The organism is Pseudomonas sp. R37(2017), assembly GCF_002113375.1.
Taxonomy (GTDB): Bacteria; Pseudomonadota; Gammaproteobacteria; order Pseudomonadales; family Pseudomonadaceae; genus Aquipseudomonas.
The window spans coordinates 538391-562053 of the sequence record NZ_NEHO01000001.1 but is presented as its reverse complement, the minus strand read 5'-3'; the positions used below and the strand labels follow the sequence as shown (position 1 = coordinate 562053).

Genomic DNA, 23663 nt, shown 5'->3' with positions numbered 1-23663 from the left:
TCCAGGCATGTGCGCCATAAATTTGACTGTGCACGGTTTTTTGACTTAACTAGTGGCTGGTTCCAGATTTCAGTCGTCTTCAGGCACAACGTGTCTGCAAGCGTCTAGCTTGCCCCAGCATTTTGGGCATTGAGTTGACTAGGGAAGTTGCTATTGCATGTGGCGTGAAACCAAAATTCTGCTGATTGATGACGATAGCGTCCGCCGCCGCGACCTGGCGGTGATTTTAAATTTTCTCGGCGAAGAAAATTTACCCTGCGGTAGCCATGACTGGCAGCAGGCTGTCGGCTCTTTGTCGTCAAGTCGTGAAGTAATCTGTGTCCTCATCGGGACGGTCAATGCTCCTGGTGCGCTTCCGGGCTTGTTAAAGACACTCTCGACCTGGGATGAGTTCCTTCCGGTTTTGTTAATGGGCGATAATTCTTCCATTGACCTGCCGGAAGACCAGCGTCGTCGGGTGCTTTCGACCCTCGAAATGCCGCCCAGCTACAGCAAGTTGCTCGATTCGCTGCACCGTGCCCAGGTCTATCGCGAGATGTACGACCAGGCCCGTGAGCGCGGTCGTCATCGCGAACCCAATCTTTTCCGCAGTCTTGTCGGCACCAGTCGGGCGATTCAACACGTCCGTCAGATGATGCAGCAAGTCGCCGATACCGATGCCAGTGTGCTGATCCTCGGCGAGTCCGGTACTGGCAAGGAAGTGGTCGCGCGCAACCTGCATTACCATTCCAAGCGCCGCGAAGCGCCGTTCGTGCCGGTCAACTGCGGGGCGATCCCGGCCGAGTTACTGGAAAGCGAACTTTTCGGCCATGAAAAGGGCGCCTTCACCGGGGCAATCACCAGCCGGGCCGGCCGATTCGAGTTGGCCAATGGTGGCACCCTGTTCCTCGATGAAATCGGCGACATGCCGCTGCCGATGCAGGTCAAGCTGTTGCGAGTGTTGCAGGAGCGCACCTTCGAGCGCGTGGGCAGCAACAAGACCCAGAGCATCGACGTTCGCATCATTGCGGCGACCCACAAGAATCTCGAAAGCATGATCGAGATCGGTACCTTCCGCGAAGACCTGTACTACCGCCTGAATGTGTTCCCGATCGAGATGGCGCCGCTGCGTGAGCGTGTCGAGGACATTCCGCTGCTGATGAACGAGCTGATCTCGCGCATGGAGCACGAGAAGCGCGGTTCGATCCGTTTCAACTCGGCGGCGATCATGTCGCTGTGCCGTCATGGCTGGCCGGGCAACGTCCGCGAACTGGCCAATCTGGTGGAGCGCATGGCGATCATGCATCCATACGGCGTGATCGGCGTGGTCGAGCTGCCGAAGAAATTCCGCTACGTCGACGATGAAGACGAGCAAATGGTCGACAGCCTGCGCAGCGATCTGGAAGAGCGCGTGGCCATCAACGGGCATACGCAGGACTTCACGGCCAACGCCATGTTGCCTCCAGAGGGCCTGGACCTGAAGGACTACCTCGGTGGTCTGGAGCAAGGGTTGATTCAGCAGGCGCTGGATGATGCCAATGGCATTGTGGCGCGGGCGGCCGAGCGGCTTCGTATTCGTCGGACCACGCTGGTGGAAAAGATGCGCAAGTACGGCATGAGTCGTCGTGATGGGGATGAACAGGCGGATGATTGACGCCTGTTTTTCAATCCATTCATTTACAAGAAGTTTTTTTAGGCACGGGTATTGCTAAGTCCCTCGCAACGTTCCGTTTCACTGACGGTCAGCCAAGCGAGAGAGCACAATGCCCCAAGCCGCCCAGATGTCTCCTGTCCCTGATGCCAATGGACAACTGTCGTCCGTAGAGCAGGCGAGTCGGCAGGGGCTTGAGCAGGCATTCGCGCTGTTCAATCAGATGTCCAGTCAGTTGACCGACTCCTACAGCATGCTTGAAGCCCGGGTAACCGAGCTCAAGGGCGAATTGGCGGTGGTCAGCGCCCAGCGCATGCAGGAACTGGCGGAAAAAGAACGCCTGGCGAACCGCCTGCAAAACCTCCTTGATCTGTTACCCGGCGGGGTCATCGTCATCGATGCCCAGGGCATCGTGCGCGAAGCCAATCCGGCGGCGTGCGAATTGTTGGGCTTGCCACTGGAAGGTGAATTGTGGCGCCACGTCATTGCCCGCTGTTTTGCGCCGCGCGACGACGATGGGCATGAGGTCTCCCTCAAGGATGGCCGGCGTCTGTCGATCGCAACGCGCTCTCTGGACGCCGAGCCTGGTCAGTTGGTGTTGCTCAATGACCTGACTGAAACCCGCCATCTGCAGGACCAACTGGCTCGTCATGAGCGACTGTCGTCATTGGGGCGCATGGTCGCTTCGTTGGCTCATCAGATACGTACGCCGTTGTCCGCCGCGTTGCTGTACGCCAGTCATCTGACCGAACAAGCGCTACCGGTCGCTACCCAGCAGCGCTTTGCCGGGCGCCTCAAGGAGCGCCTGCACGAGCTCGAGCACCAGGTGCGCGACATGCTGGTGTTTGCCCGTGGCGAGTTGCCGCTGACCGATCGCGTCACCCCTGGCCAACTGATGCAATCGCTGCAGGCGGCCGCGCTGACCCACGTGCAGGATCTGCCGGTCCGCTGGCAGTGCGACAGTCACTCGGGAGAGTTGCTGTGCAATCGCGACACCCTGGTTGGGGCGATCCTCAATCTGATCGAAAACGCCATTCAGGCCAGTACCGGTCAATTGCGCCTCAAGATTCATCTCTACACCCGCGGCAGCAACCTGCGCCTGTGCGTCAGTGACAGCGGCTCGGGTATCGATGCTGCCGTTCTGGCGCGTTTGGGCGAGCCATTTTTCACCACCAGGACCACTGGTACAGGTCTTGGCCTGACTGTGGTCAAGGCGGTGGCGCGTGCTCATCAGGGAGAATTGCAGCTGCGTTCGCGACCCGGTCGCGGCACTTGCGCGCAGGTGATCCTGCCGCTGTTCAGCAAGGCTCAGGGAGCGGAGTGAGATAGATGGGCATCAAGGTTCTGCTGGTCGAGGACGACCGCGCGTTGCGCGAGGCATTGGCTGATACGCTGTTGCTCGCGGGGCACGATTACAAGGCGGTGGGGTCGGCGGAAGAGGCGCTGGCTGCCGTCGGTAGCGAGGCCTTCAGTCTGGTGGTCAGCGACGTCAACATGCCGGGTATGGACGGCCATCAGTTGCTGGGCCTGTTGCGGGCGCGGCAACCGCATTTGCCGGTGTTGCTGATGACGGCTCACGGCGCGGTCGAGCGTGCGGTCGATGCGATGCGCCAAGGCGCGGCAGACTACCTGGTCAAGCCCTTCGAGCCCAAGGCGTTGCTTGATCTGGTGGGGCGTCATGCCCTGGGCGGTTTCGGTCCGGCCGAGAGCGAGGGGCCGGTAGCGTTCGAGCCAGCGAGCGCGCAGCTGCTCGAATTGGCAGCGCGGGTCGCACGCAGCGATTCCACGGTGTTGATCTCGGGCGAGTCGGGCACGGGCAAGGAAGTGCTGGCACGTTATATCCATCAGCACTCTCATCGCGCCACTCAACCGTTCATTGCGATCAACTGCGCGGCGATCCCGGACAACATGCTCGAAGCGACCTTGTTCGGTCACGAGAAGGGCTCCTTCACCGGCGCCATTGCCGCGCAAGCCGGCAAGTTCGAGCAGGCCGACGGCGGTACCATACTGCTCGACGAAATTTCCGAAATGCCTTTAGGGCTCCAGGCCAAACTGCTGCGCGTGCTGCAAGAGCGCGAGGTCGAAAGGGTTGGGGCGCGCAAACCGATCACGCTGGATATTCGTGTGGTCGCGACCACCAATCGCGATCTGGCGGGGGAAGTGGCGGCGGGGCGCTTCCGCGAGGATCTGTATTATCGCCTGTCGGTGTTTCCCCTGGCCTGGCGTCCGCTGCGCGAGCGCACCGCCGACATCCTGCCGTTGGCCGAGCGTCTGCTGGCCAGGCACGTCAATAAAATGAAGCATTCGGCTGCCAGATTGTCTCCCGAGGCCCAGGCGAGCCTGGTCGGTTATCCATGGCCAGGTAACGTGCGAGAGCTGGATAACGCGATTCAGCGTGCGCTGATTCTGCAGCAGGGTGGCTTGATCCAGCCGCAGGACTTCTGCCTGGCCGGGCCGGTGGCTTGCGCTCCACTGCCGGCGTTGGTCCAGGCTCCGGTGCGTCCTGTGGAGGTCGAGTCCGAACCGGCCGGTGCGCTGGGCGATGACCTGCGTCGCCGTGAATTCCAGATGATCATCGATACCTTGCGTGCCGAGCGCGGTCGTCGCAAAGAGGCGGCCGAGCGCCTGGGTATCAGTCCGCGAACCCTGCGCTACAAGCTGGCGCAGATGCGCGATGCCGGCATGGATGTGGAAGCCTATCTGTTCGCCACGTAACCGCTTACCCCACACCTGTAGGAGCGGGTGCCCGCTTGCGGCATGCTCGCGATGAACCTGAGAGCGCCGCGGGGCGTCAGGTTGCCAGCGTCATCGTTGACGACCATCGCGAGCATGCTCGCTCCTACAGATTATTCCCTGAGGCCACTGAGCTGGCACCCTTGTTGCTAACACCTCATCACCCGCCGAGTGAGTGTCAAAAAATTGCGGGTTGCCAAAGAGAGAAATCATGAGCCAAGGTATTGAATTCAATCGGTTGATGCTGGATATGCGCGCCATGCAAATGGATGCCATGTCTGCGCCGAAATCGACTGCCGTCCCTGAAGTGGCGGGCAGCAGCTTTTCTGACATGCTCGGCCAGGCCGTCAACAAAGTGAACGACACCCAACAGGCTTCCACGCAGTTGGCCAGCGCCTTCGAAATCGGCAAAAGCGGCGTCGACCTCACGGACGTGATGATTTCCTCGCAGAAGGCCAGTGTGTCGTTCCAGGCATTGACCCAGGTGCGCAACAAGCTGGTTCAGGCCTACCAAGACATCATGCAGATGCCGGTTTAAAGGACGAGATTGAGTCATGGCAGAAGCAGTCGCCGATAATGTTCCGGCCAAGGCCACTCCAGTAGACGGCAAACCGCCGCTGTTCGGGTTGTCTTTCCTGGAAAACCTCTCCGAGATGACCGTGTTGCGTCAGGTGGGCCTGTTGGTCGGCCTGGCGGCGAGCGTGGCGATTGGTTTTGCCGTGGTGTTGTGGTCCCAGCAACCGGACTACCGGCCTCTGTACGGCAGCCTTGCCGGCATGGACGCCAAACAGGTCATGGATACCCTGGCCTCCGCCGATATCCCGTACACCGTGGAGCCCAACTCCGGTGCCTTGCTGGTCAAGGCCGATGACCTTTCCCGTGCGAGGCTCAAGCTCGCGGCCGCTGGTGTCACTCCCAGCGATGGCAACATCGGTTTTGAAATCCTCGACAAGGAGCAGGGGCTGGGCACCAGCCAGTTCATGGAAGCGACCCGCTATCGTCGCGGCCTCGAAGGCGAGCTGGCCCGCACCATTTCCAGCCTGAACAACGTCAAGGGTGCCCGTGTGCACCTGGCGATTCCGAAAAGTTCGGTGTTCGTGCGCGATGAGCGCAAGCCGAGCGCTTCGGTTCTGGTTGAACTCTATTCCGGCCGCTCCCTCGAACCGGGCCAGGTCGTGGCCATCATCAACCTGGTGGCGACCAGCGTTCCCGAACTCACCAAGTCGCAGATCACCGTCGTCGACCAGAAGGGCAACCTGCTTTCGGATCAGGCGGAAAACTCCGAACTGACCATGGCCGGCAAGCAGTTCGACTACAGCCGGCGCATGGAGAGCATGCTCACCCAGCGCGTACACAACATCCTGCAGCCGGTACTGGGCAACGATCGTTACAAGGCCGAAGTCTCGGCCGATGTGGACTTCAGTGCGGTCGAGTCGACCTCCGAGCAGTTCAACCCGGACCAGCCTGCCCTGCGCAGCGAACAGTCGGTCAACGAACAGCGTACCGCCAGCAATGGCCCGCAAGGTGTGCCGGGTGCCTTGAGCAACCAGCCGCCGTCGCCAGCCTCCGCGCCTCAGACCACCGGTGGCGCCACCGCGTCGGCGGGCATGGTGCAGCCAGGCCAGCCGCTGGTCGATGCCAACGGCCAGCAAATCATGGACCCGGCCACCGGCCAGCCAATGCTCGCGCCATATCCGGCGGACAAGCGTCAACAATCGACCAGGAACTTCGAGCTCGACCGATCCATCAGCCATACCAAGCAGCAGCAGGGTCGTTTGAATCGCCTGTCGGTGTCGGTGGTGGTCGATGATCAGGTCAAGATCAACTCGGCCAACGGCGAAACCACCCGTGCGCCATGGAGCGCCGATGAACTGGCGCGCTTCACGCGTCTGGTTCAGGATGCGGTCGGCTTCGACGCCAGTCGTGGTGACAGTGTCAGCGTGATCAACATGCCGTTCTCCGCCGAGCGCGGTGAAGTGATTGCCGATATTCCGTTCTACTCCCAGCCGTGGTTCTGGGACATCGTCAAGCAAGTGTTGGGTGTGCTGTTCATCCTGGTGCTGGTGTTCGGTGTCCTGCGTCCGGTGCTCAACAACATCACCGGTGGTGGCAAAGGCAAGCAGTTGGCCGGTATCGGCAGCGACGTCGAACTGGGTGGCATGGGCGGTCTGGATGGCGAGCTGGCCAACGACCGCGTCAGCCTCGGCGGCCCGACCAGTATCCTGCTGCCGAGCCCGAGCGAAGGCTATGACGCACAGTTGAACGCAATCAAGAGTCTGGTGGCAGAAGATCCGGGTCGTGTGGCCCAGGTCGTGAAAGAGTGGATTAACGCAGATGAGTGATAACCGAGCCGTTGCCGCCAAACTGTCCAAGGTCGACAAAGCCGCAATCCTGCTGTTGTCCCTGGGCTCTACCGACGCTGCCCAGGTGTTGCGTCACATGGGCCCCAAAGAGGTTCAGCGCGTGGGTGTGGCCATGGCCCAGATGGGTAATGTGCACCGCGAGCAGGTCGAGCAGGTGATGAGCGAGTTCGTCGACATCGTCGGCGACCAGACCAGCCTGGGCGTCGGTTCCGACGACTATGTGCGCAAAATGCTCACCCAGGCCCTGGGCGAAGACAAGGCCAACGGCCTGATCGACCGCATCCTGCTCGGTGGCAACACCAGCGGTCTCGACAGCCTGAAGTGGATGGAGCCGCGCGCCGTTGCCGACGTGATTCGTTACGAGCACCCGCAGATCCAGGCGATCGTGGTGGCGTACCTCGATCCGGACCAGGCCGGCGAAGTGCTGGGTAACTTCGATCACAAGGTGCGACTGGACATCATCCTGCGGGTTTCCTCGCTCAATACCGTACAGCCAGCGGCCCTGAAAGAGCTCAACCAGATTCTCGAGAAGCAGTTCTCCGGCAACTCGAATGCCTCGCGCACCACCCTGGGTGGCATCAAGCGTGCGGCGGACATCATGAACTTCCTCGACAGCTCCATCGAAGGCCAGCTCATGGACTCGATCCGCGAAGTCGACGAAGACCTGTCCGGTCAGATCGAAGACCTCATGTTCGTGTTCAACAACCTCGCCGATGTCGACGACCGCGGCATTCAGGCGCTGCTGCGCGAAGTGTCCTCCGATGTGCTGGTGCTGGCCCTCAAGGGGTCGGACGAAAGCGTCAAGGAGAAAATCTTCAAGAACATGTCCAAGCGTGCCGCCGAACTGTTGCGCGACGACCTGGAAGCCAAGGGGCCGGTGCGCGTCAGCGACGTGGAAACCGCTCAGAAGGAAATCCTCACCATCGCCCGCCGTATGGCCGAAGCCGGAGAAATCGTCCTCGGCGGCAAGGGCGGCGAGGAAATGATCTAACACCATGGTCAAGAATGATGAAGCACCCACTGACCTGATCCGGGCCAGGGACGTCAGTGGCTTCGATGTTTGGGCGCTGCCCAGCTTCGATCCACCGGAACCCGAGCCTGAGCCAGAACCCGAGCCGGAACCCGAGCCGCCGGAAATTGAAGAAGTGCCGCTGGAAGAAGTCCAGCCACTGACCCTGGAAGAGCTCGAAAGCATTCGCCAGGAAGCCTATAACGAAGGTTTCGCGGTGGGTGAAAAGGAAGGTTTCCACAGCACCACGCTCAAGGTCCGCCAGGAGGCCGAAGTGGCCCTGACGGCCAAAATCGGGGCGCTCGAGCAACTGATGAGCCACCTGTTCGAGCCGATCGCCGAGCAGGACACCCAGATCGAAAAATCCCTGGTCGACCTCGTGCAGCACATCACCAGGCAGGTGATCCAGCGCGAACTGGCCATCGACTCGACGCAGATCGAACACGTCATGCGCGAAGCCCTCAAGCTCCTGCCGTTGGGCGTGGGCAATGTGCGGCTGTACATCAATCCGCAGGATTTCGAACAGGTCAAAGCCCTGCGCGAACGCCATGAAGAAACCTGGCGCATCGTCGAGGACGAATCCTTGCTGCCTGGCGGCTGCCGGGTCGAGACAGAACACAGTCGCATCGACGCCACGGTCGAGACCCGTGTCGAGCGGGTGATGGACAAGCTGTTCGACCAATTGCACGAGCAGGTCTTGCACCCGGCCGCGCCAGACCTGAGCCTGGAACTCCCGGTCGACAGCGCGCCTGCATCCTCAGCAGAAACGGATGCGCCCGATGCGCCTTGAGCGCACCAGCTTTGCCAAGCGCCTGGGCAGCTATGCCCAGGCCACGGAGTTGGCCGGTGCGCCGATCCTTGAAGGCCGCCTGCTGCGCATGGTCGGCCTGACCCTCGAGGCCGAAGGCCTGCGCGCCGCCATGGGCAGCCGCTGCATGGTCATCAACGACGACAGCTATCACCCGGTGCAGGTCGAGGCTGAAGTGATGGGCTTTTCCGGCAGTAAAGTCTTCCTGATGCCGGTCGGCAGTGTCGCTGGCATTGCGCCCGGTGCCCGAGTGGTGCCATTGGCCGATACCGGTCGCCTGCCCATGGGCATGAGCATGCTCGGGCGCGTACTCGATGGTGCCGGTCGTGCCCTGGACGGCAAGGGCGGGATGAAGGCCGAAGACTGGGTGCCCATGGATGGCCCGACCATCAACCCGCTCAAGCGTGAGCCGATCAGCGAGCCGCTGGATGTTGGCATCCGTTGTATCAACGGCATGTTGACCGTCGGGCGCGGCCAGCGGCTCGGCCTGTTTGCCGGTACCGGTGTCGGTAAATCGGTGCTGCTGGGGATGATGACGCGCTTTACCGAGGCCGACATTATCGTCGTCGGGCTGATTGGTGAGCGGGGCCGTGAGGTCAAGGAATTCATCGAACACATCCTCGGCGAAGAAGGGCTCAAGCGTTCGGTGGTCGTGGCGTCCCCGGCGGACGATGCGCCGCTGATGCGTCTGCGAGCGGCCATGTACTGCACGCGAATTGCCGAGTATTTCCGCGACAGGGGCAAGAATGTCCTGTTGCTGATGGACTCGCTGACCCGTTTCGCCCAGGCCCAGCGGGAAATCGCCCTGGCCATTGGCGAGCCGCCGGCGACCAAGGGTTATCCGCCGTCGGTATTCGCCAAGCTGCCGAAACTGGTGGAGCGGGCGGGTAACGCGGAGAAGGGCGGAGGTTCGATCACCGCCTTCTACACCGTGCTGTCCGAAGGCGATGACCAGCAGGATCCGATTGCCGACTCGGCGCGAGGCGTGCTCGATGGGCACATCGTGCTGTCCCGGCGCCTGGCCGAAGAAGGGCATTACCCGGCTATCGATATCGAGGCGTCCATCAGCCGGGTAATGCCGGCTGTGGTGTCGCCGGAACACATGACCCGTGCGCAGTACTTCAAGCAACTGTGGTCGCGCTATCAGCAGAGTCGCGACCTGATCAGTGTTGGCGCTTATGTCGCCGGTGGCGATCGTGAGACCGACCTGGCGATCTCCCTGCAACCGCAACTGGTCAAATACCTGCGTCAGGGCCTCAACGACAGCATCAGCCTGGGCGAAAGCGAAGCGTATCTCGCCTCGATCTTCGCGCCCGCGGCGGGCGGTTAAGCGGTCGTGGCCCTGAGTCGGGCGGGAAAGCTGGCGCCCGTGGTGGAAATGGCCGAAAAGGCCGAGAAAACCGCGGTCCAGCGCCTGGGGCATTTTCAAGGGCAGGTACGCCTGGCGGAAAGCAAGCTCGCCGACCTTGAAGCCTTCCGCCTCGACTATCAGGAGCAATGGATCGTACGTGGCAGCGGCGGCGTCTCGGGCCAATGGTTGTTGGGCTATCAGGGATTTCTGGCGCAACTTGGCACAGCCATCGACCAGCAGCGGCAAAGCCTGGCCTGGCATCAAAACAACCTGAACAAGGCCCGGGAAACCTGGCAGCAGGCGTTTGCCCGGGTCGAAGGTTTGCGCAAGCTGGTTCAGCGCTATGCCGATGAGGCGCGGGCGCTTGAGGACCGGCGCGAACAGAAATTGCTGGATGAACTGTCCCAGCGCTTGCCGCGCGAGAATCCGTACTGAACGTGCTTTCGAAAACCGGGCCGCCTTGCCCCCATCCATACCTGATGCTAAACCTTCTAAACGATTCTCAAAGACAAGGAAGCCACTAAAATGCCAGTCGTTTCGGAAGTGTCCCAGGATGGGCAAAAGCTGACGATCTCGATCAAGGGTCGTTTCGATTTCGCCAAACATCAGGAATTTCGTCAGTCTTATGAAAACAAGCAGCTATCGGCGGTGGTGGTCGACCTGAAAGAGGCCACTTACCTCGACAGCTCGGCCCTGGGCATGCTGCTGTTGCTGCGCGATCATGCCGGTGGCGACGACTCCGACATCCGCGTCGTCAACAGCAGTACAGACGTGCGCAAAATCCTCGCCATCTCCAATTTCGACAAGCTGTTCGACATCAGTTGATTGCCATGCAGCCACTGGAGCCGCTGACGATCCTGATTGCCGAGGACAGCGCCGCCGATCGCTTGCTGTTGTCGAGCATCCTGCGCCGCCAGGGGCACGAAGTGCTGACGGCGGCCAACGGCGCCGAAGCGGTCGACACGTATGCCCGGCAGCAGCCGCACCTGGTGTTGATGGATGCGATGATGCCGGTCATGGACGGTTTCGAGGCGGCCCGGCAGATCAAGGCCCTGGCCGGGGAAACCCTGGTGCCGATCATCTTCCTCACGTCGTTGTCCGAGAGCGAAGCCCTGGCCCGGTGTCTGGAGGTCGGTGGTGACGACTTTCTGGCGAAACCCTATAACCAGGTGATTCTCGCGGCCAAGATCAAGGCGATGGATCGTTTGCGGCGCTTGCAGGACACGGTGCTGCAACAGCGTGACCAGATCGCCCGGCACCACGACTACCTGCTCAACGAGCAGCGCGTGGCCAAGGCGGTTTTCGACAAGGTGGCGCACTCCGGCTGCCTGAATGCCGCGCCGAATATCCGTTATCTGCAATCGCCTTATGCGCTGTTCAACGGCGACCTGTTGTTGGCCGCGTTCACCCCGGCCGGCGACATGCACATATTGCTGGGTGACTTCACCGGCCACGGTCTGCCGGCGGCGGTGGGCGCCATGCCCCTGGCCGAAGTCTTCTACGGGATGACCGCCAAGGGCTATGGCCTGGCGGAAACCCTGCGCGAGATGAATGCCAAGCTCAAGCGCATCCTGCCGGTGGACATGTTCTGCTGTGCGACGTTGCTGTGCCTGAGTTTTCAGCGTCGTTCGGTGGAGGTCTGGAACGGTGGAATGCCCGACGGCTACTTGCATCGCATTGCCAGTGGCGAGCGTACCCCTCTGCCGGCGCGGCACTTGCCTTTGGGGGTGCTGAGCCCGGAATCCTTCGATGAACGCACCGAAGTGTTTCCCATGGCGCTCGGGGATCGGGTTTTCCTCTTGTCCGATGGCGTGATCGACACCTGCAATGCCAATGAACAGTTGTTTGGGGAGCAACGATTGCAGCGGGTGTTCGCCAGCAATCGTCAGCCGCAGGCGCTGTTCGAAGAGATCGAGCAGGCGCTGCGCGATTTCGGTGGTGAAACACGCGACGATGTCAGCATGGTCGAAATCAGCCTGCTGGAGCCGGCGCAGTTCACGCCGCCGGCATTGGTCTATTCCGACAGCGGCCAGTCCTGTCCGCTGGACTGGTCGGCGAGTTTCGAGTTCCGCGCCGCCACGCTCAAGCGTTTCAACCCGCTACCCTACCTGTTGCAGTTGCTGCTCGAGGTTCATGGTCTTCGGGCTCAGAGCGGTGCGCTTTACAGTGTGCTGGCGGAACTCTATTCCAATGCGCTGGAACATGGCGTGCTGGGGCTGGATTCGAGCCTCAAGCGCGATGCGTCGGGTTTTGCGCGGTATTATCAAGAGCGCAGCGCCCGGCTCGGCGAACTGCAGGAAGGCTATGTACGGGTACATTTGCAGGTGGCGCCGACAGACGGCGGTGGCTGCCTGACCATTCACATCGAAGACAGCGGCAAGGGTTTCGATGTCGAGCGGGTGATGGCAAGACCTTTGGATGACATCCGCCTGTCGGGACGAGGGGTCAGTCTGATCCGCCAGTTGGGGCGCAATGCCCGCTGGACCGACGAGGGTCGAAGTGCACGCGTGGAGTTTGTCTGGGAGGCTCTGGCATAATCCGCGCATTCTTGATCAAGGAGTGAGCAAGTGGACGACACACATGTGGATCGCGGCGTGTTGAGTGCATTGCGCGAAGTGATGGAAGAGGGTTATCCGGATCTGCTGGATATCTTTCTTGCAGACTCCGAAGAGCGCCTGAAAATCTTGAAGGCAACTGACAGTGCAGTTGCACTGCTGGTTGAAACCGCCCATAGCTTCAAGGGCAGCAGCAGCAATATGGGTGCCCTCAGGCTGACCGAGCTGTGCCATCAACTTGAGCAGCAGGCCAGAAGTTTGCCAGGCGCGGCCGTCCAGGAGCTGGTCGACAAAATCGATGACGAGTTTGCCGGTATCCGGCCTCTGTACGAAGCTGAACGACAGCGTTGCCCGGCGAAAATCTGAGCATAAGTTGTATCGGGACTCCTTCGAGTGAAACTGGCTCGACCTTTGCAGTCAACTCGTTCAACTGTACCTGGCCCCCCGTGCAGCGGAGACCCTTTCATGCCCGTTACCCCCGATATTCTGCTTCAGGCCTCCAGGCAGGCCAAGGCTCAGGCTGCGTCCGCCAATCCTCCGGCGCCGGCCGCTGAGCCCGGGGACAAGGCCGCAAGCTTCGCTCATGTCTATGCCAATCAGGCCCGGAACAAGCCCGATGCGGTAGCGGATGCTTCGTTCAAACCGGGCCGTGACAAGAGCTCCGATGTCGCTGGAAAAAAAGACGCTGGCAACGATAGGTCTGCCGCCGGCGAGCCGGTGGTTGCCGATGGCGGCAAATCCTTGCCTGCCGACGAGCCGGTTCAGGGTGATGGCAAAACTGCCGACGTTGATGCGTCAGATGACGACCAGGCGCCGGTCGTCGATGCCGCGCCGGTCGATCCGGCGCTTGATCCCTCTTTGCTGCAAGCCGCACAGCCAGTGGTGCCTGCGCAAGTGTCGACACCGCCCGCCGTGGTCGACGTTGTGCCATCCGCGGTTGACACGCCGGTTGCAGCAGCCATCACCACGACAACCACGCCGGTACAGACCGCTGCAGACGACGATTTCGATCCGCAGGCCGATCCTCTCGACGCCCTGCCGGCGTTACGTCTGGCGATGGAGCAGAGCGGTCACATGTCGGCTTCCAGTCAGGCGCAACCCAAGGCTGCACCGACACAGGCGCAATCCCAGGCTGACGGCGAACTGACATCGGTGCAAAACTTTGCCGCCGGCATGGCGACCATGCTGGATGTCCAGGCCGACAAGAGCAGCACCGAACAGGGCGACGACAAGGCGTTCAGCGGCTTGATCGATGACGGCCTGAAGGATCTCAAGTCCGCCGACAGCGACACTCGTGTCGATGATTTCGCCAACCGCCTGGCAGCGCTGACCCAGGCGGCCACGCCGAAGACTGCCAACGCCTTGCCGGTGAACCAGCCAATCGCCATGCACCAGAGCGGGTGGACCGAAGAGGTGGTGAACCGGGTCATGTACCTGTCCAGTGCCAATCTCAAGGCGGCGGACATTCAGTTGCAGCCCGCCGAGCTCGGGCGCCTGGACATTCGGGTGAACATGGTTCCCGACCAGCAGACCCAGGTCACGTTCATGAGCGCACATCCGGGCGTTCGTGAGGCGCTGGATGGCCAGGCCCATCGCCTGCGTGACATGTTCGCGCAGCAGGGCATGGGGCAGGTCGATGTCAACGTTTCCGACCAGTCCCGTGGTTCGCAGCAAGGGCAGGAACAAGCCCGGCAAAGCCAGGCCGGGCGGACCAGTGCCAGCGGTGGTCGCCTTGATTCAATGGATGACGACATCACCCCGGGCGTCGCTGAAGTGGCTGCCAATACCACCAGCGTGATCGGTTCCAGCGCGGTCGATTACTACGCCTGATCAACACAACACCTAACCCTGTGGGAGCGAGCCTGCTCGCGAAGGCGGTGTGACAGTCAACAGAGATGTTGAATGCTATGCCGCCTTCGCGAGCAGGCTCGCTCCCACAGTGGCTTTATGGTGATCTTTCAACCGAAGTCGGCCACCCATCTCCCCCGACATTTCTGGCATAACACTTGCTCTTGCCTTGCCGTGCGACTGTGAAAACCCGATTAGTGACGGATTATTGGCATGGCGAAGAGCGACGCAGCAATAAAAGACCCCACAACCAAAGGCAAACTCAAGCTGATTATCCTGATCGTGGTGGCCTTGCTGCTGGCGGTCGGTGTGTCCGTGGGGGCGACCTGGTACTTCATGCACAGCGCTCAGAGCAAACCTGCCGAAGTGGCGCAAACCGCTCCGGTCGGCAAGCAGCCAGCGATCTACGAGTCGATGGCACCGGCTTTCGTGGCCAACTTCAACCAGAACGGTCGTCAGCGCTACATGCAAGTGAGCATCACCATGCTTGCGCGCAACCAGGCGGACCTGGATGCACTCAAGGTCCACATGCCGGTGATCCGCAACAACCTTGTCATGCTGTTCTCCGGTCAGGACTTCGCCACGCTCGCCTCGCCGGTCGGCCAGGAAATGCTCAAGCAGAAAGCCACCGCCAGCGTGCAGGAAGTGGCGCAGAAAGAGCTCGGCAAAGTGGTGGTCGAACAGTTGCTTTTCACTAATTTCGTACTGCAGTAGGAACACGACATGGCCGTGCAGGACCTGCTGTCCCAGGATGAGATCGACGCACTGTTGCATGGCGTCGACGATGGTCTGGTACAGACCGAAAACGCTGCCGAACCCGGCACCGTCAAAAGCTACGACCTGACCAGCCAGGATCGCATCGTCCGTGGACGCATGCCGACCCTGGAAATGATCAACGAGCGTTTCGCCCGCTATACCCGAATCAGCATGTTCAACATGCTGCGTCGCTCGGCAGACGTGGCGGTCGGTGGTGTGCAGGTGATGAAGTTCGGCGAATACGTACATTCGCTGTACGTGCCGACCAGCCTCAACCTGGTCAAGATCAAGCCCCTGCGCGGCACCGCGCTGTTCATCCTCGACGCCAAGCTGGTGTTCAAGCTGGTGGACAACTTCTTCGGTGGTGACGGCCGGCACGCCAAGATCGAAGGGCGTGAATTCACCCCGACCGAACTGCGTGTGGTGCGCATGGTGCTGGAGCAGGCGTTCGTCGATTTGAAAGAAGCCTGGCAGGCGATCATGGAAGTCAACTTCGAGTACATCAACTCGGAAGTGAACCCGGCCATGGCCAACATCGTCGGCCCGAGCGAAGCCATTGTGGTGTCGACCTTCCACATCGAACTCGATGGCGGTGGCGGCGACCTGCACGTGACCATGCCGTACTCGATGATCGAGCCGGTGCGTGAAATGCTCGACGCCGGCTTCCAGTCGGACCTCGACGACCAGGACGAGCGCTGGGTCAACGCCCTGCGCCAGGACGTGCTGGACGTCGACGTGCCGATCGGTGCGACTGTGGCTCGTCGTCAGTTGCGCTTGCGCGACATCCTGCACATGCAGCCGGGGGATGTGATCCCGGTCGACATGCCGGAAGACATGATCATGCGCGCCAACGGCGTGCCGGCCTTCAAGGTCAAGATGGGCTCGCACAAGGGCAACCTGGCGTTGCAAGTGATCGAGCCGATCGAGCGCCGTTGACCGGCGCTCGTAGCCATTCGCGATTGAACCGAATTCTGAATTTTTGCTCGCCGAGGACACTGACAATATGAACACGCAAGACGACCAGGCTCTGGCCGATGAGTGGGCAGCGGCCCTGGAAGAAACCGGCGATGCCGGGCAGGCGGACATCGACGCCTTGCTGGCCGCCGATGCCGGCAGTTCCGCGTCCAACCGCCTGCCAATGGAAGAGTTCGGCAGCGTGCCGAAAAACAACGATCCGGTCAGTCTCGAAGGCCCGAACCTGGACGTCATCCTCGACATCCCGGTGTCGATTTCCATGGAAGTGGGCAGCACGGACATCAATATCCGCAACCTGCTGCAACTGAACCAGGGGTCGGTGATCGAGCTGGACCGCCTGGCCGGCGAGCCGCTGGACGTGCTGGTCAATGGCACGCTCATCGCCCACGGTGAAGTGGTGGTGGTCAACGAGAAGTTCGGCATCCGCCTGACGGACGTGATCAGCCCAAGCGAACGCATCAAGAAGCTGCGCTGAGTGAAAAAGGTTCCGGGGGTTTTGCTGGGGGCCGTGCTGGCCTTGCCGTTCGGCGTGCTGGCGGCCGAACCGGTTGCTACGGCGACCGCGGCTGCAACACCGGCGGTGAGCAGCGGTGTGGCTGGCCAGCTGACGCAACTGGTGTTCGGCTTGTTGCTGGTGCTGGGGCTGATCTTCTTCCTCGCCTGGTTACTGCGCCGGGTCCAGCAGGCCGGTCCGGCCGGCAAGGGGCAGGTGATCGAGGTTGTCGGCTCTCGCGCACTGGGGCCGCGTGATCGCCTGATGCTGGTGCAGGTGGGCAACGAGCAGATTCTGCTGGGCTTGAGCCCTGGCAGCATCACTGCACTGCATGTCCTCAAGGAGCCGGTGCAAGTGCCGAGTACCGAGAAGCCGACGCCGGAGTTTGCCCAGCGCCTGTTGGAGATGCTGGGTAAAGATCAGAAGGATAAGAAGTAATGGGTGCGCTACGCATCGTCTTGACGCTGGCCCTGATGCTGGCCGCGCCGCTGGCATTCGCCGCCGATCCGCTGTCGATCCCGGCCATCACCCTGGGCACCAACGCACAGGGTGCGCAGGAGTACTCGGTCAGCCTGCAAATCCTGCTGATCATGACCGCGCTGAGCTTTATCCCGGCGTTCGTCATTCTGATGACCAGCTTCACCCGGATCATCATTGTCTTCTCGATCCTGCGCCAGGCCCTGGGCCTGCAGCAGACACCGTCGAACCAGATCCTCACCGGCATGGCGCTGTTCCTGACCCTGTTCATCATGGCGCCGGTGTTCGACCGGGTGAACCAGGACGCCTTGCAGCCCTACCTGGCGGAAAAACTGACGGCCCAGGATGCGGTCGCCAAGGCGCAGGTGCCGATCAAGGATTTCATGCTCGCCCAGACTCGCACCAGCGATCTGGAGTTGTTCATGCGCCTGTCAAAGCGCACTGACATTGCTACGCCGGATAAGGCGCCACTGACCATCCTGGTACCGGCCTTCGTGACCTCCGAGCTGAAAACAGCGTTCCAGATCGGCTTCATGATCTTCATTCCGTTCCTGATCATCGACCTGGTCGTGGCCAGTGTGTTGATGGCCATGGGTATGATGATGCTCTCGCCGCTGATCATTTCCCTGCCGTTCAAGATCATGTTGTTCGTGCTGGTGGATGGCTGGGCGTTGATCATCGGCACCTTGGCCAGCAGCTTTGGCGGTGTCTCGCCATGACGCCAGAAGTTGCGGTCGACATCTTCCGTGAAGCGCTGTGGCTGACCACCATGATGGTGGCGGTGCTGGTGATCCCGAGTCTGCTGGTGGGCCTGCTGGTGGCGATGTTCCAGGCCGCCACCCAGATCAACGAACAGACCTTGAGCTTTTTGCCGCGCCTGCTGGTGATGCTGGTGACGCTCATCGTTGGCGGTCCTTGGCTGGTGCAGACCTTCATGGATTACATCCTGCAGTTGTACGGCAGTATTCCTCAGGTCATCGGCTGAGCCATGTCACTGCTTGCGCTGACCGATACGCAGATCAGCACCTGGGTGGCGACGTTCATGTTGCCGCTGTTTCGTGTCGGCTCCCTGCTGATGGTCATGCCGGTGTTCGGCACGACCCTGCTGCCCCGGCGCATCCGCCTGTATTTCGCCTTGGCCATTACCGTGGTCATCGCGCCGGGCCTGCCGCCGATGCCACCGGTCAACCCTCTGGACCTGAGCGGACTGCTGCTGATCGCCGAGCAAATCCTCATCGGCGCGGTGATGGGCTTTTCCTTGCAGTTGTTCTTTCAGGCCTTCGTGGTGGCCGGGCAGATCGTCGCCATTCAGATGGGCATGGGCTTCGCTTCCATGATCGATCCGGCCAACGGTGTATCGACGGCGGTGATCGGGCAGTTTTTCACCATGCTGGTGACGCTGTTGTTCCTGTCCATGAACGGTCATCTGGTGGTGTTCGAGATCCTCACCGAGAGTTTCACCACGTTGCCGGTGGGTGGCGGCCTGATGGTCAATCACTACTGGGAGCTGGCCGGCAAGCTCGGCTGGGTGCTCGGTTCGGCGTTGTTGCTGGTGCTGCCGGCGATCACTGCGCTGTTGGTGGTCAACATCGCGTTTGGCGTCATGACCCGGGCGGCGCCGCAACTGAATATTTTCTCGGTCGGCTTCCCGCTGATCCTGGCCCTGGGGCTGTTCATCGTCTGGGTCGGGCTGGCGGACATCCTCAATCAGTACCAACCGCTGGCTTCCGAGGCCTTGCAGTTGCTGCGCGAAATGGCGCGGGCGAGCTGAGTCATGGCTGAGAGCGAAAGCGGTCAGGACAAAACAGAAGACCCCACGGAGAAGCGCAAGCAGGATTCCCGTGAAAAGGGTGAGGTAGCCCGGTCCAAAGAGCTCAACACCCTGGCGATCATGCTGGTCGGTGCCTGCGCATTGCTGATTTTTGGCGGCGCCATGGCGAAGGACATGATGGAGCTGATGCGCATCAACTTCTCCCTGCCGCGGGAGGTGATTCTGGATCAGCGCTCCATGGCCACCTACCTGATGCGCTCGGGGCAAATTGCCCTGTGGTCGATTCAACCGGTGATGATCACCTTGGTGCTGGCCGCCATCATCGGTCCGATTTCCCTGGGGGGCTGGCTGTTCGCGACGAGCTCCATGGCACCCAAATTCAGCCGCTTGAACCCCGGTCCCGGCCTCAAACGCATGTTCTCGACCAAGTCTGTGGTCGAACTGCTCAAGGCCCTGGCGAAATTCATCATCATTCTGTTCGTGGCGCTGGCGGTCCTGTCATCGGACATCGATGACCTGCTGCGCATCGCCCATGAACCCCTGGACATGGCGGTCATTCACAGTCTGCAAGTGGTGGGCTGGAGCACCTTGTGGATGGCGTGCGGGCTGATCCTCATCGCAGTGGTGGACGTGCCGGTGCAACTCTGGGAAAGCCACAAGAAACTGCTGATGACCAAGCAGGAAGTGCGTGACGAACACAAGGATCAGGAGGGGCGGCCGGAGGTCAAGCAGCGGATTCGACAGCTGCAGCGCGAGATGTCCCAGCGGCGGATGATGGCGGCGATTCCAGAGGCCGACGTGGTCATCACCAACCCGACGCACTACGCCGTGGCCCTCAAGTACGATCCGGAGAAGGGTAATGCGCCGGTGCTGCTGGCCAAGGGGACTGACTTCCTGGCCTTGAAGATCCGCGAGATCGCGGCGGCCAACGAGATCCTGCTGCTGGAATCCCCGGCGCTGGCGCGCTCGATTTATCACTCCACCGAGCTGGAGCAGGAAATTCCCGGCGGGCTCTACCTCGCCGTTGCGCAGGTGTTGGCGTATGTCTACCAGATTCGCCAATACCGAGCGGGCAAGGGCAAGCGGCCGGACCCGCTCAAGGAAGACCTGCCGATTCCACCGGATTTGCGCCGCGATTCCTGATGTTCGGCCTCTTACCTGTAGGAGCGGGTGCCCGCTTGCGGCATGCTCGCGATGGTCGTTAACGAAAACGTCGGCTCACTGGATACCCGCGGTGTTCTGGCGTGCATCGCGAGCATGCTCGCTCCTACAGGGGGAAGGCGTAAAAATCCCCTGAAAACCTTCTATTCCCTGTCTCTGCAAAAGTTGGAAAGCTTCTTGCAGTAGGGGCCCTGCGCCCGCTTCGGGCGTCAAAAGTTTGCTTTAAGGGAACGGGGAAAACCGGTGGATCGCTCTCAGTTAATCAACAGTGCCCGCAGCAACATGGCCGACCTCAGTCGAGGCAATATGGGCGTGCCGCTGCTGCTGCTGATCATGCTGGCGATGATGATGTTGCCGGTGCCGCCGTTCCTGCTCGACGTGTTCTTTACCTTCAACATTGCCCTGTCCATCGTCGTGCTGCTGGTGTGCGTCTACGCCTTGCGCCCGCTGGATTTCGCGGTATTCCCGACCATTCTGCTGGTGGCGACGCTGTTGCGCCTGGCGTTGAACGTGGCCTCCACGCGGGTGGTGATGCTCCACGGCCAGGACGGCCATGCGGCGGCCGGCAAGGTGATCCAGGCGTTCGGCGAGGTGGTGATCGGCGGTAACTACGTGGTCGGTATCGTGGTCTTCGCGATCCTGATGATCATCAACTTCGTGGTGGTGACCAAGGGTGCGGGGCGGATTTCCGAGGTGAGCGCGCGTTTCACCCTCGATGCGATGCCCGGCAAGCAAATGGCGATCGACGCCGACCTCAACGCCGGCCTGATCGATCAGGCCCAGGCCAAGGCCCGCCGTGCGGAAGTGGCCCAGGAGGCCGAGTTCTACGGTTCCATGGACGGTGCCAGCAAATTCGTCCGGGGGGACGCCATCGCCGGCCTGCTGATCCTGTTCATCAACCTGATCGGCGGCATGGCGGTCGGTATCTTCCAGCACAACATGAACTTCGCCGACGCCGGCAAGGTGTATGCGCTGTTGACCATCGGTGACGGTTTGGTGGCGCAATTGCCATCACTGTTGTTATCGACAGCGGCAGCGATCATGGTGACCCGTGCTTCCGGTTCGGAAGACATGGGCAAGCAAATCAATCGCCAGATGTTCGCCTCGCCCAAGGCGCTGGCGGTGGCGGCAGGCTTGATGGCGGTCATGGGCCTGGTGCCCGGCATGCCGCACTTCTCGTTCCTGAGCATGGCAGCCCTGGCGGCCGGTGGTGCCTACCTGTTCTGGAAAAAGCAGAACGTCGCCAAGGTGCAGGCCCTGCAGGAGGTCAAGCGCCAGCAGGAGTTGCTGCCGTCGCCGGCCCGCGCCCAGGAAACCAAGGAGCTTGGCTGGGATGACGTGACGCCCATCGACATGATCGGCCTGGAAGTGGGTTATCGCCTGATTCCGCTGGTGGACCGCAACCAGGGCGGCCAGTTGCTCGCGCGGATCAAGGGGGTGCGCAAGAAGCTGTCCCAGGATCTGGGTTTCCTGATGCCGACGGTGCATATCCGTGACAACCTCGACCTGGCGCCCAGTGCCTATCGCCTGACCCTCATGGGGGTGATCCTGGCCGAGGCGGAGATCTACCCGGATCGAGAGCTGGCGATCAACCCGGGGCAGGTCTACGGCACGCTCAACGGCATTACCGCCAAAGATCCGGCTTTTGGCCTTGAGGCAGTCTGGATCGAAATCAGCCAGCGCGCCCAGGCACAATCGCTCGGTTATACGGTGGTCGATGCCAGTACCGTAGTGGCCACTCACCTGAACCAAATACTCTACAAGCATTCCAGTGAACTGATCGGTCACGAAGAAGTGCAGCAACTCATGCAATTGCTGGCCAAAAACTCGCCGAAACTGGCCGAAGAGCTGGTGCCGGGCGTGGTTTCGCTGTCGCAGTTGCTCAAGGTGTTGCAAGCGCTGCTGGCCGAACAAGTGCCTGTGCGCGACATCCGCAGCATCGCCGAGGCCATCGCCAACAATGCCGCCAAGAGTCAAGATACCGCCGCGCTGGTGGCTGCCGTGCGTGTTGGCGTATCCCGTGCAATCGTGCAAAGCATTGTAGGCACTGAGTCGGAGCTGCCAGTTATCACGCTGGAGCCAAGGTTGGAACAGATATTGCTCAATAGTCTGCAGAAGGCAGGACAAGGCTCGGAAGAGGGCGTTCTGCTGGAGCCAAGCATGGCTGAGAAGCTGCAACGCTCGCTGATCGACGCGGCGCAGCGCCAGGAGATGCAAGGTCAGCCGGTGATTCTGCTGGTGGCCGGTCCGGTTCGCGCGATGCTCTCGCGATTCGGCCGCCTCGCAGTCCCGGGTTTGCACGTGTTGGCTTACCAGGAAATCCCTGACAACAAGCAAGTGACCATCGTTGCGACAGTAGGGCCCAACGGCTGAGGTAGTGGTTTATGCAAGTTAAGCGTTTTTTCGCCGCCGATATGCGTCAGGCCATGAAGCTGGTTCGCGATGAGCTGGGCGCCGATGCCGCCATTATCGGCAACCGCCGGATCGCCGGCGGGGTCGAGCTGACGGCAGCGCTTGATTACAAGTTGTCGGCGCTGGCGCCGCGTGTACCGAACATGGAACTCGAAGATGAGTTGCGCAAGACACAGTCGCGGATCGTCACCGCCCAGGCCGAATTGAGCCTGCGCGGCGAAGGCGAGAGCGACAAGGGCACCAACCGTCAGTTGTTCGCCGGCCTGCCGTTGACCGCCGCCGAGCCGCTGATCGAGCCGACGTACAGCGAACCCCTTCGCCCCGCGCCTGCCGCTGCACCGGCATCCGCTGGCGTGGACCCGCGCGCGTTGGACTCGATGCGTTTCGAGCTCAACAGCCTGCGCGAGCTCATGGAAGTCCAGCTCGGCTCCCTGGCCTGGAATCAGCTGCAAGGCAGCCGTCCGGACCAGGCCAATCTCTGGCGTCGCCTGCAACGCATCGGCCTGTCTGGGCCGCTGTCGCGCGATTTGCTGGCGCTGATCACGGAAATCGAAGAGCCCCGCCAGGCCTGGCGCATGTTGCTGGCGCACCTGGCACGGATGATCGTTACCCCGGAAATCGAGCCGCTGGAAGAGGGCGGTGTGATCGCCATGGTCGGCCCTGCCGGCATGGGCAAGACCACCACCCTGGCCAAGCTGGCGGCCCGTTACGTGCTCAAGTACGGCGCGCAGAACATTGCGCTGGTGAGCATGGACAGCTTCCGCATCGGAGCCCAGGAGCAGCTCAAGACCCTGGGGCGCATTCTCAATGTGTCGGTGACCCACGTCGATCCGGGCCAGTCCCTGGTGCAGGCCCTGGAGCCATTGCTGCGCAAGCGTGTGGTGCTGATCGATACCGCCGGCCTGCAGGCCAGCGATCCGGCCCTGCGCATGCAGCTTGAAAGTCTGGCCGGTCGTGGCATCCGCGCGAAAAATTATCTGGTTCTGGCAACCACCAGCCAGAAACAGGTTCTAACCGCTGCTTATCATAGTTACAAGCGTTGCGGGCTCGCTGGCTGCATCCTGACTAAACTGGATGAAACGGCAAGCCTGGGCGAGGTGTTGAGCCTGGCCATCAGTCATGAGCTGCCGGTGGCATACCTGACCGATGGTCCGCGGATTCCGGATGATCTTCATCTGCCGCGCCGTCATCAGTTGGTCAGTCGCGCCGTCAGCGTGCAAATGCAGGAAGAACCCAGCGAAGAAGCCATGGCTGACATGTTCGCTGACATCTACCACAGCCCGACCAAGCAGGTCGGCTAAGGTAATAATGAACAGTTTTT

23 protein-coding genes are annotated in these 23663 nt (G+C 61.3%); all 23 read left to right on the top strand.

Annotated elements, in window-relative coordinates; all coding sequences use genetic code 11:
• Window positions 1–157 precede the first annotated feature (157 nt).
• The 23 genes from CAG47_RS02705 to flhF all read left to right on the top strand — a co-directional run bounded on the left by CAG47_RS02705 (window position 158) and on the right by flhF (window position 23643).
• Window positions 158–1633 carry a sigma-54 dependent transcriptional regulator gene (locus CAG47_RS02705; RefSeq protein WP_085723357.1) on the top strand — a complete coding sequence of 492 codons (1476 nt, stop codon included), beginning with the start codon at window positions 158–160 and terminating at the stop codon, window positions 1631–1633.
• Window positions 1634–1742: 109 nt separating this feature from the next.
• Window positions 1743–2954, top strand: a complete 1212-nt coding sequence (locus tag CAG47_RS02700) for an ATP-binding protein (protein ID WP_085723356.1) — start codon at window positions 1743–1745, stop codon at window positions 2952–2954.
• Between the two features lie 5 nt (window positions 2955–2959).
• Window positions 2960–4345 carry a sigma-54 dependent transcriptional regulator gene (locus CAG47_RS02695; RefSeq protein WP_085723355.1) on the top strand — a complete coding sequence of 462 codons (1386 nt, stop codon included), beginning with the start codon at window positions 2960–2962 and terminating at the stop codon, window positions 4343–4345.
• Between the two features lie 229 nt (window positions 4346–4574).
• Window positions 4575–4901, top strand: a complete 327-nt coding sequence (fliE, locus tag CAG47_RS02690; RefSeq protein ID WP_008021337.1) for a flagellar hook-basal body complex protein FliE — start codon at window positions 4575–4577, stop codon at window positions 4899–4901.
• Window positions 4902–4917: 16 nt separating this feature from the next.
• Window positions 4918–6705 (top strand): flagellar basal-body MS-ring/collar protein FliF, encoded by a 1788-nt coding sequence (gene fliF, locus CAG47_RS02685; protein WP_085723354.1) that lies wholly within the window; start codon window positions 4918–4920, stop codon window positions 6703–6705.
• Window positions 6698–7717: a flagellar motor switch protein FliG gene (gene fliG / locus CAG47_RS02680; protein WP_085723353.1), complete on the top strand. Its 1020-nt coding sequence runs from the start codon at window positions 6698–6700 to the stop codon at window positions 7715–7717. The genes fliF and fliG overlap by 8 nt, the downstream gene beginning before the upstream one ends.
• A gap of 4 nt (window positions 7718–7721) precedes the next feature.
• Window positions 7722–8525 (top strand): flagellar assembly protein FliH, encoded by an 804-nt coding sequence (gene fliH, locus CAG47_RS02675; protein WP_085723352.1) that lies wholly within the window; start codon window positions 7722–7724, stop codon window positions 8523–8525.
• Window positions 8515–9873: a flagellar protein export ATPase FliI gene (gene fliI, locus CAG47_RS02670; RefSeq protein WP_085723351.1), complete on the top strand. Its 1359-nt coding sequence runs from the start codon at window positions 8515–8517 to the stop codon at window positions 9871–9873. The genes fliH and fliI overlap by 11 nt, the downstream gene beginning before the upstream one ends.
• A gap of 6 nt (window positions 9874–9879) precedes the next feature.
• On the top strand, window positions 9880–10329 hold the full coding sequence (gene fliJ, locus CAG47_RS02665; RefSeq protein ID WP_085723350.1) for a flagellar export protein FliJ: 450 nt from the start codon (window positions 9880–9882) through the stop codon (window positions 10327–10329).
• A gap of 90 nt (window positions 10330–10419) precedes the next feature.
• Window positions 10420–10719, top strand: coding sequence for an STAS domain-containing protein (locus CAG47_RS02660; protein ID WP_085723349.1), 300 nt, complete (start codon window positions 10420–10422; stop codon window positions 10717–10719).
• 5 nt (window positions 10720–10724) lie between these two features.
• Window positions 10725–12431: a fused response regulator/phosphatase gene (locus CAG47_RS02655; RefSeq protein ID WP_085723348.1), complete on the top strand. Its 1707-nt coding sequence runs from the start codon at window positions 10725–10727 to the stop codon at window positions 12429–12431.
• A gap of 30 nt (window positions 12432–12461) precedes the next feature.
• The gene (locus tag CAG47_RS02650; RefSeq protein ID WP_085723347.1) at window positions 12462–12815 is read left to right on the top strand and encodes an Hpt domain-containing protein; all 354 of its coding nucleotides are present in this window, start codon (window positions 12462–12464) and stop codon (window positions 12813–12815) included.
• 99 nt (window positions 12816–12914) lie between these two features.
• The gene (locus tag CAG47_RS02645; RefSeq protein WP_085723346.1) at window positions 12915–14279 is read left to right on the top strand and encodes a flagellar hook-length control protein FliK; all 1365 of its coding nucleotides are present in this window, start codon (window positions 12915–12917) and stop codon (window positions 14277–14279) included.
• A 231-nt stretch (window positions 14280–14510) separates the two neighbouring features.
• Window positions 14511–15011 carry a flagellar basal body-associated protein FliL gene (fliL, locus tag CAG47_RS02640; protein ID WP_085723345.1) on the top strand — a complete coding sequence of 167 codons (501 nt, stop codon included), beginning with the start codon at window positions 14511–14513 and terminating at the stop codon, window positions 15009–15011.
• A gap of 9 nt (window positions 15012–15020) precedes the next feature.
• Window positions 15021–15989, top strand: a complete 969-nt coding sequence (gene fliM / locus CAG47_RS02635) for a flagellar motor switch protein FliM (RefSeq protein ID WP_085723344.1) — start codon at window positions 15021–15023, stop codon at window positions 15987–15989.
• Window positions 15990–16056: 67 nt separating this feature from the next.
• Window positions 16057–16503, top strand: a complete 447-nt coding sequence (gene fliN, locus CAG47_RS02630) for a flagellar motor switch protein FliN (RefSeq protein ID WP_085723343.1) — start codon at window positions 16057–16059, stop codon at window positions 16501–16503.
• Window positions 16504–16959, top strand: a complete 456-nt coding sequence (gene fliO, locus CAG47_RS02625) for a flagellar biosynthetic protein FliO (RefSeq protein ID WP_085723342.1) — start codon at window positions 16504–16506, stop codon at window positions 16957–16959. It begins immediately after the preceding gene.
• The gene (fliP, locus tag CAG47_RS02620) at window positions 16959–17717 is read left to right on the top strand and encodes a flagellar type III secretion system pore protein FliP (protein ID WP_085723341.1); all 759 of its coding nucleotides are present in this window, start codon (window positions 16959–16961) and stop codon (window positions 17715–17717) included. Before fliO ends, fliP begins: the two co-directional genes overlap by 1 nt.
• The gene (fliQ, locus tag CAG47_RS02615) at window positions 17714–17983 is read left to right on the top strand and encodes a flagellar biosynthesis protein FliQ (RefSeq protein WP_057398373.1); all 270 of its coding nucleotides are present in this window, start codon (window positions 17714–17716) and stop codon (window positions 17981–17983) included. The genes fliP and fliQ overlap by 4 nt, the downstream gene beginning before the upstream one ends.
• Window positions 17984–17986: 3 nt before the next feature.
• Entirely contained in the window at window positions 17987–18769 is a 783-nt protein-coding gene (gene fliR / locus CAG47_RS02610; protein WP_085723340.1) for a flagellar biosynthetic protein FliR, read from the top strand.
• 3 nt (window positions 18770–18772) lie between these two features.
• Entirely contained in the window at window positions 18773–19912 is a 1140-nt protein-coding gene (gene flhB / locus CAG47_RS02605; protein WP_085723339.1) for a flagellar biosynthesis protein FlhB, read from the top strand.
• Between the two features lie 261 nt (window positions 19913–20173).
• Window positions 20174–22303, top strand: a complete 2130-nt coding sequence (flhA, locus tag CAG47_RS02600) for a flagellar biosynthesis protein FlhA (protein ID WP_085723338.1) — start codon at window positions 20174–20176, stop codon at window positions 22301–22303.
• Between the two features lie 11 nt (window positions 22304–22314).
• Window positions 22315–23643 carry a flagellar biosynthesis protein FlhF gene (gene flhF / locus CAG47_RS02595; protein ID WP_085723337.1) on the top strand — a complete coding sequence of 443 codons (1329 nt, stop codon included), beginning with the start codon at window positions 22315–22317 and terminating at the stop codon, window positions 23641–23643.
• The last annotated feature ends 20 nt before the right edge of the window (window positions 23644–23663 follow it).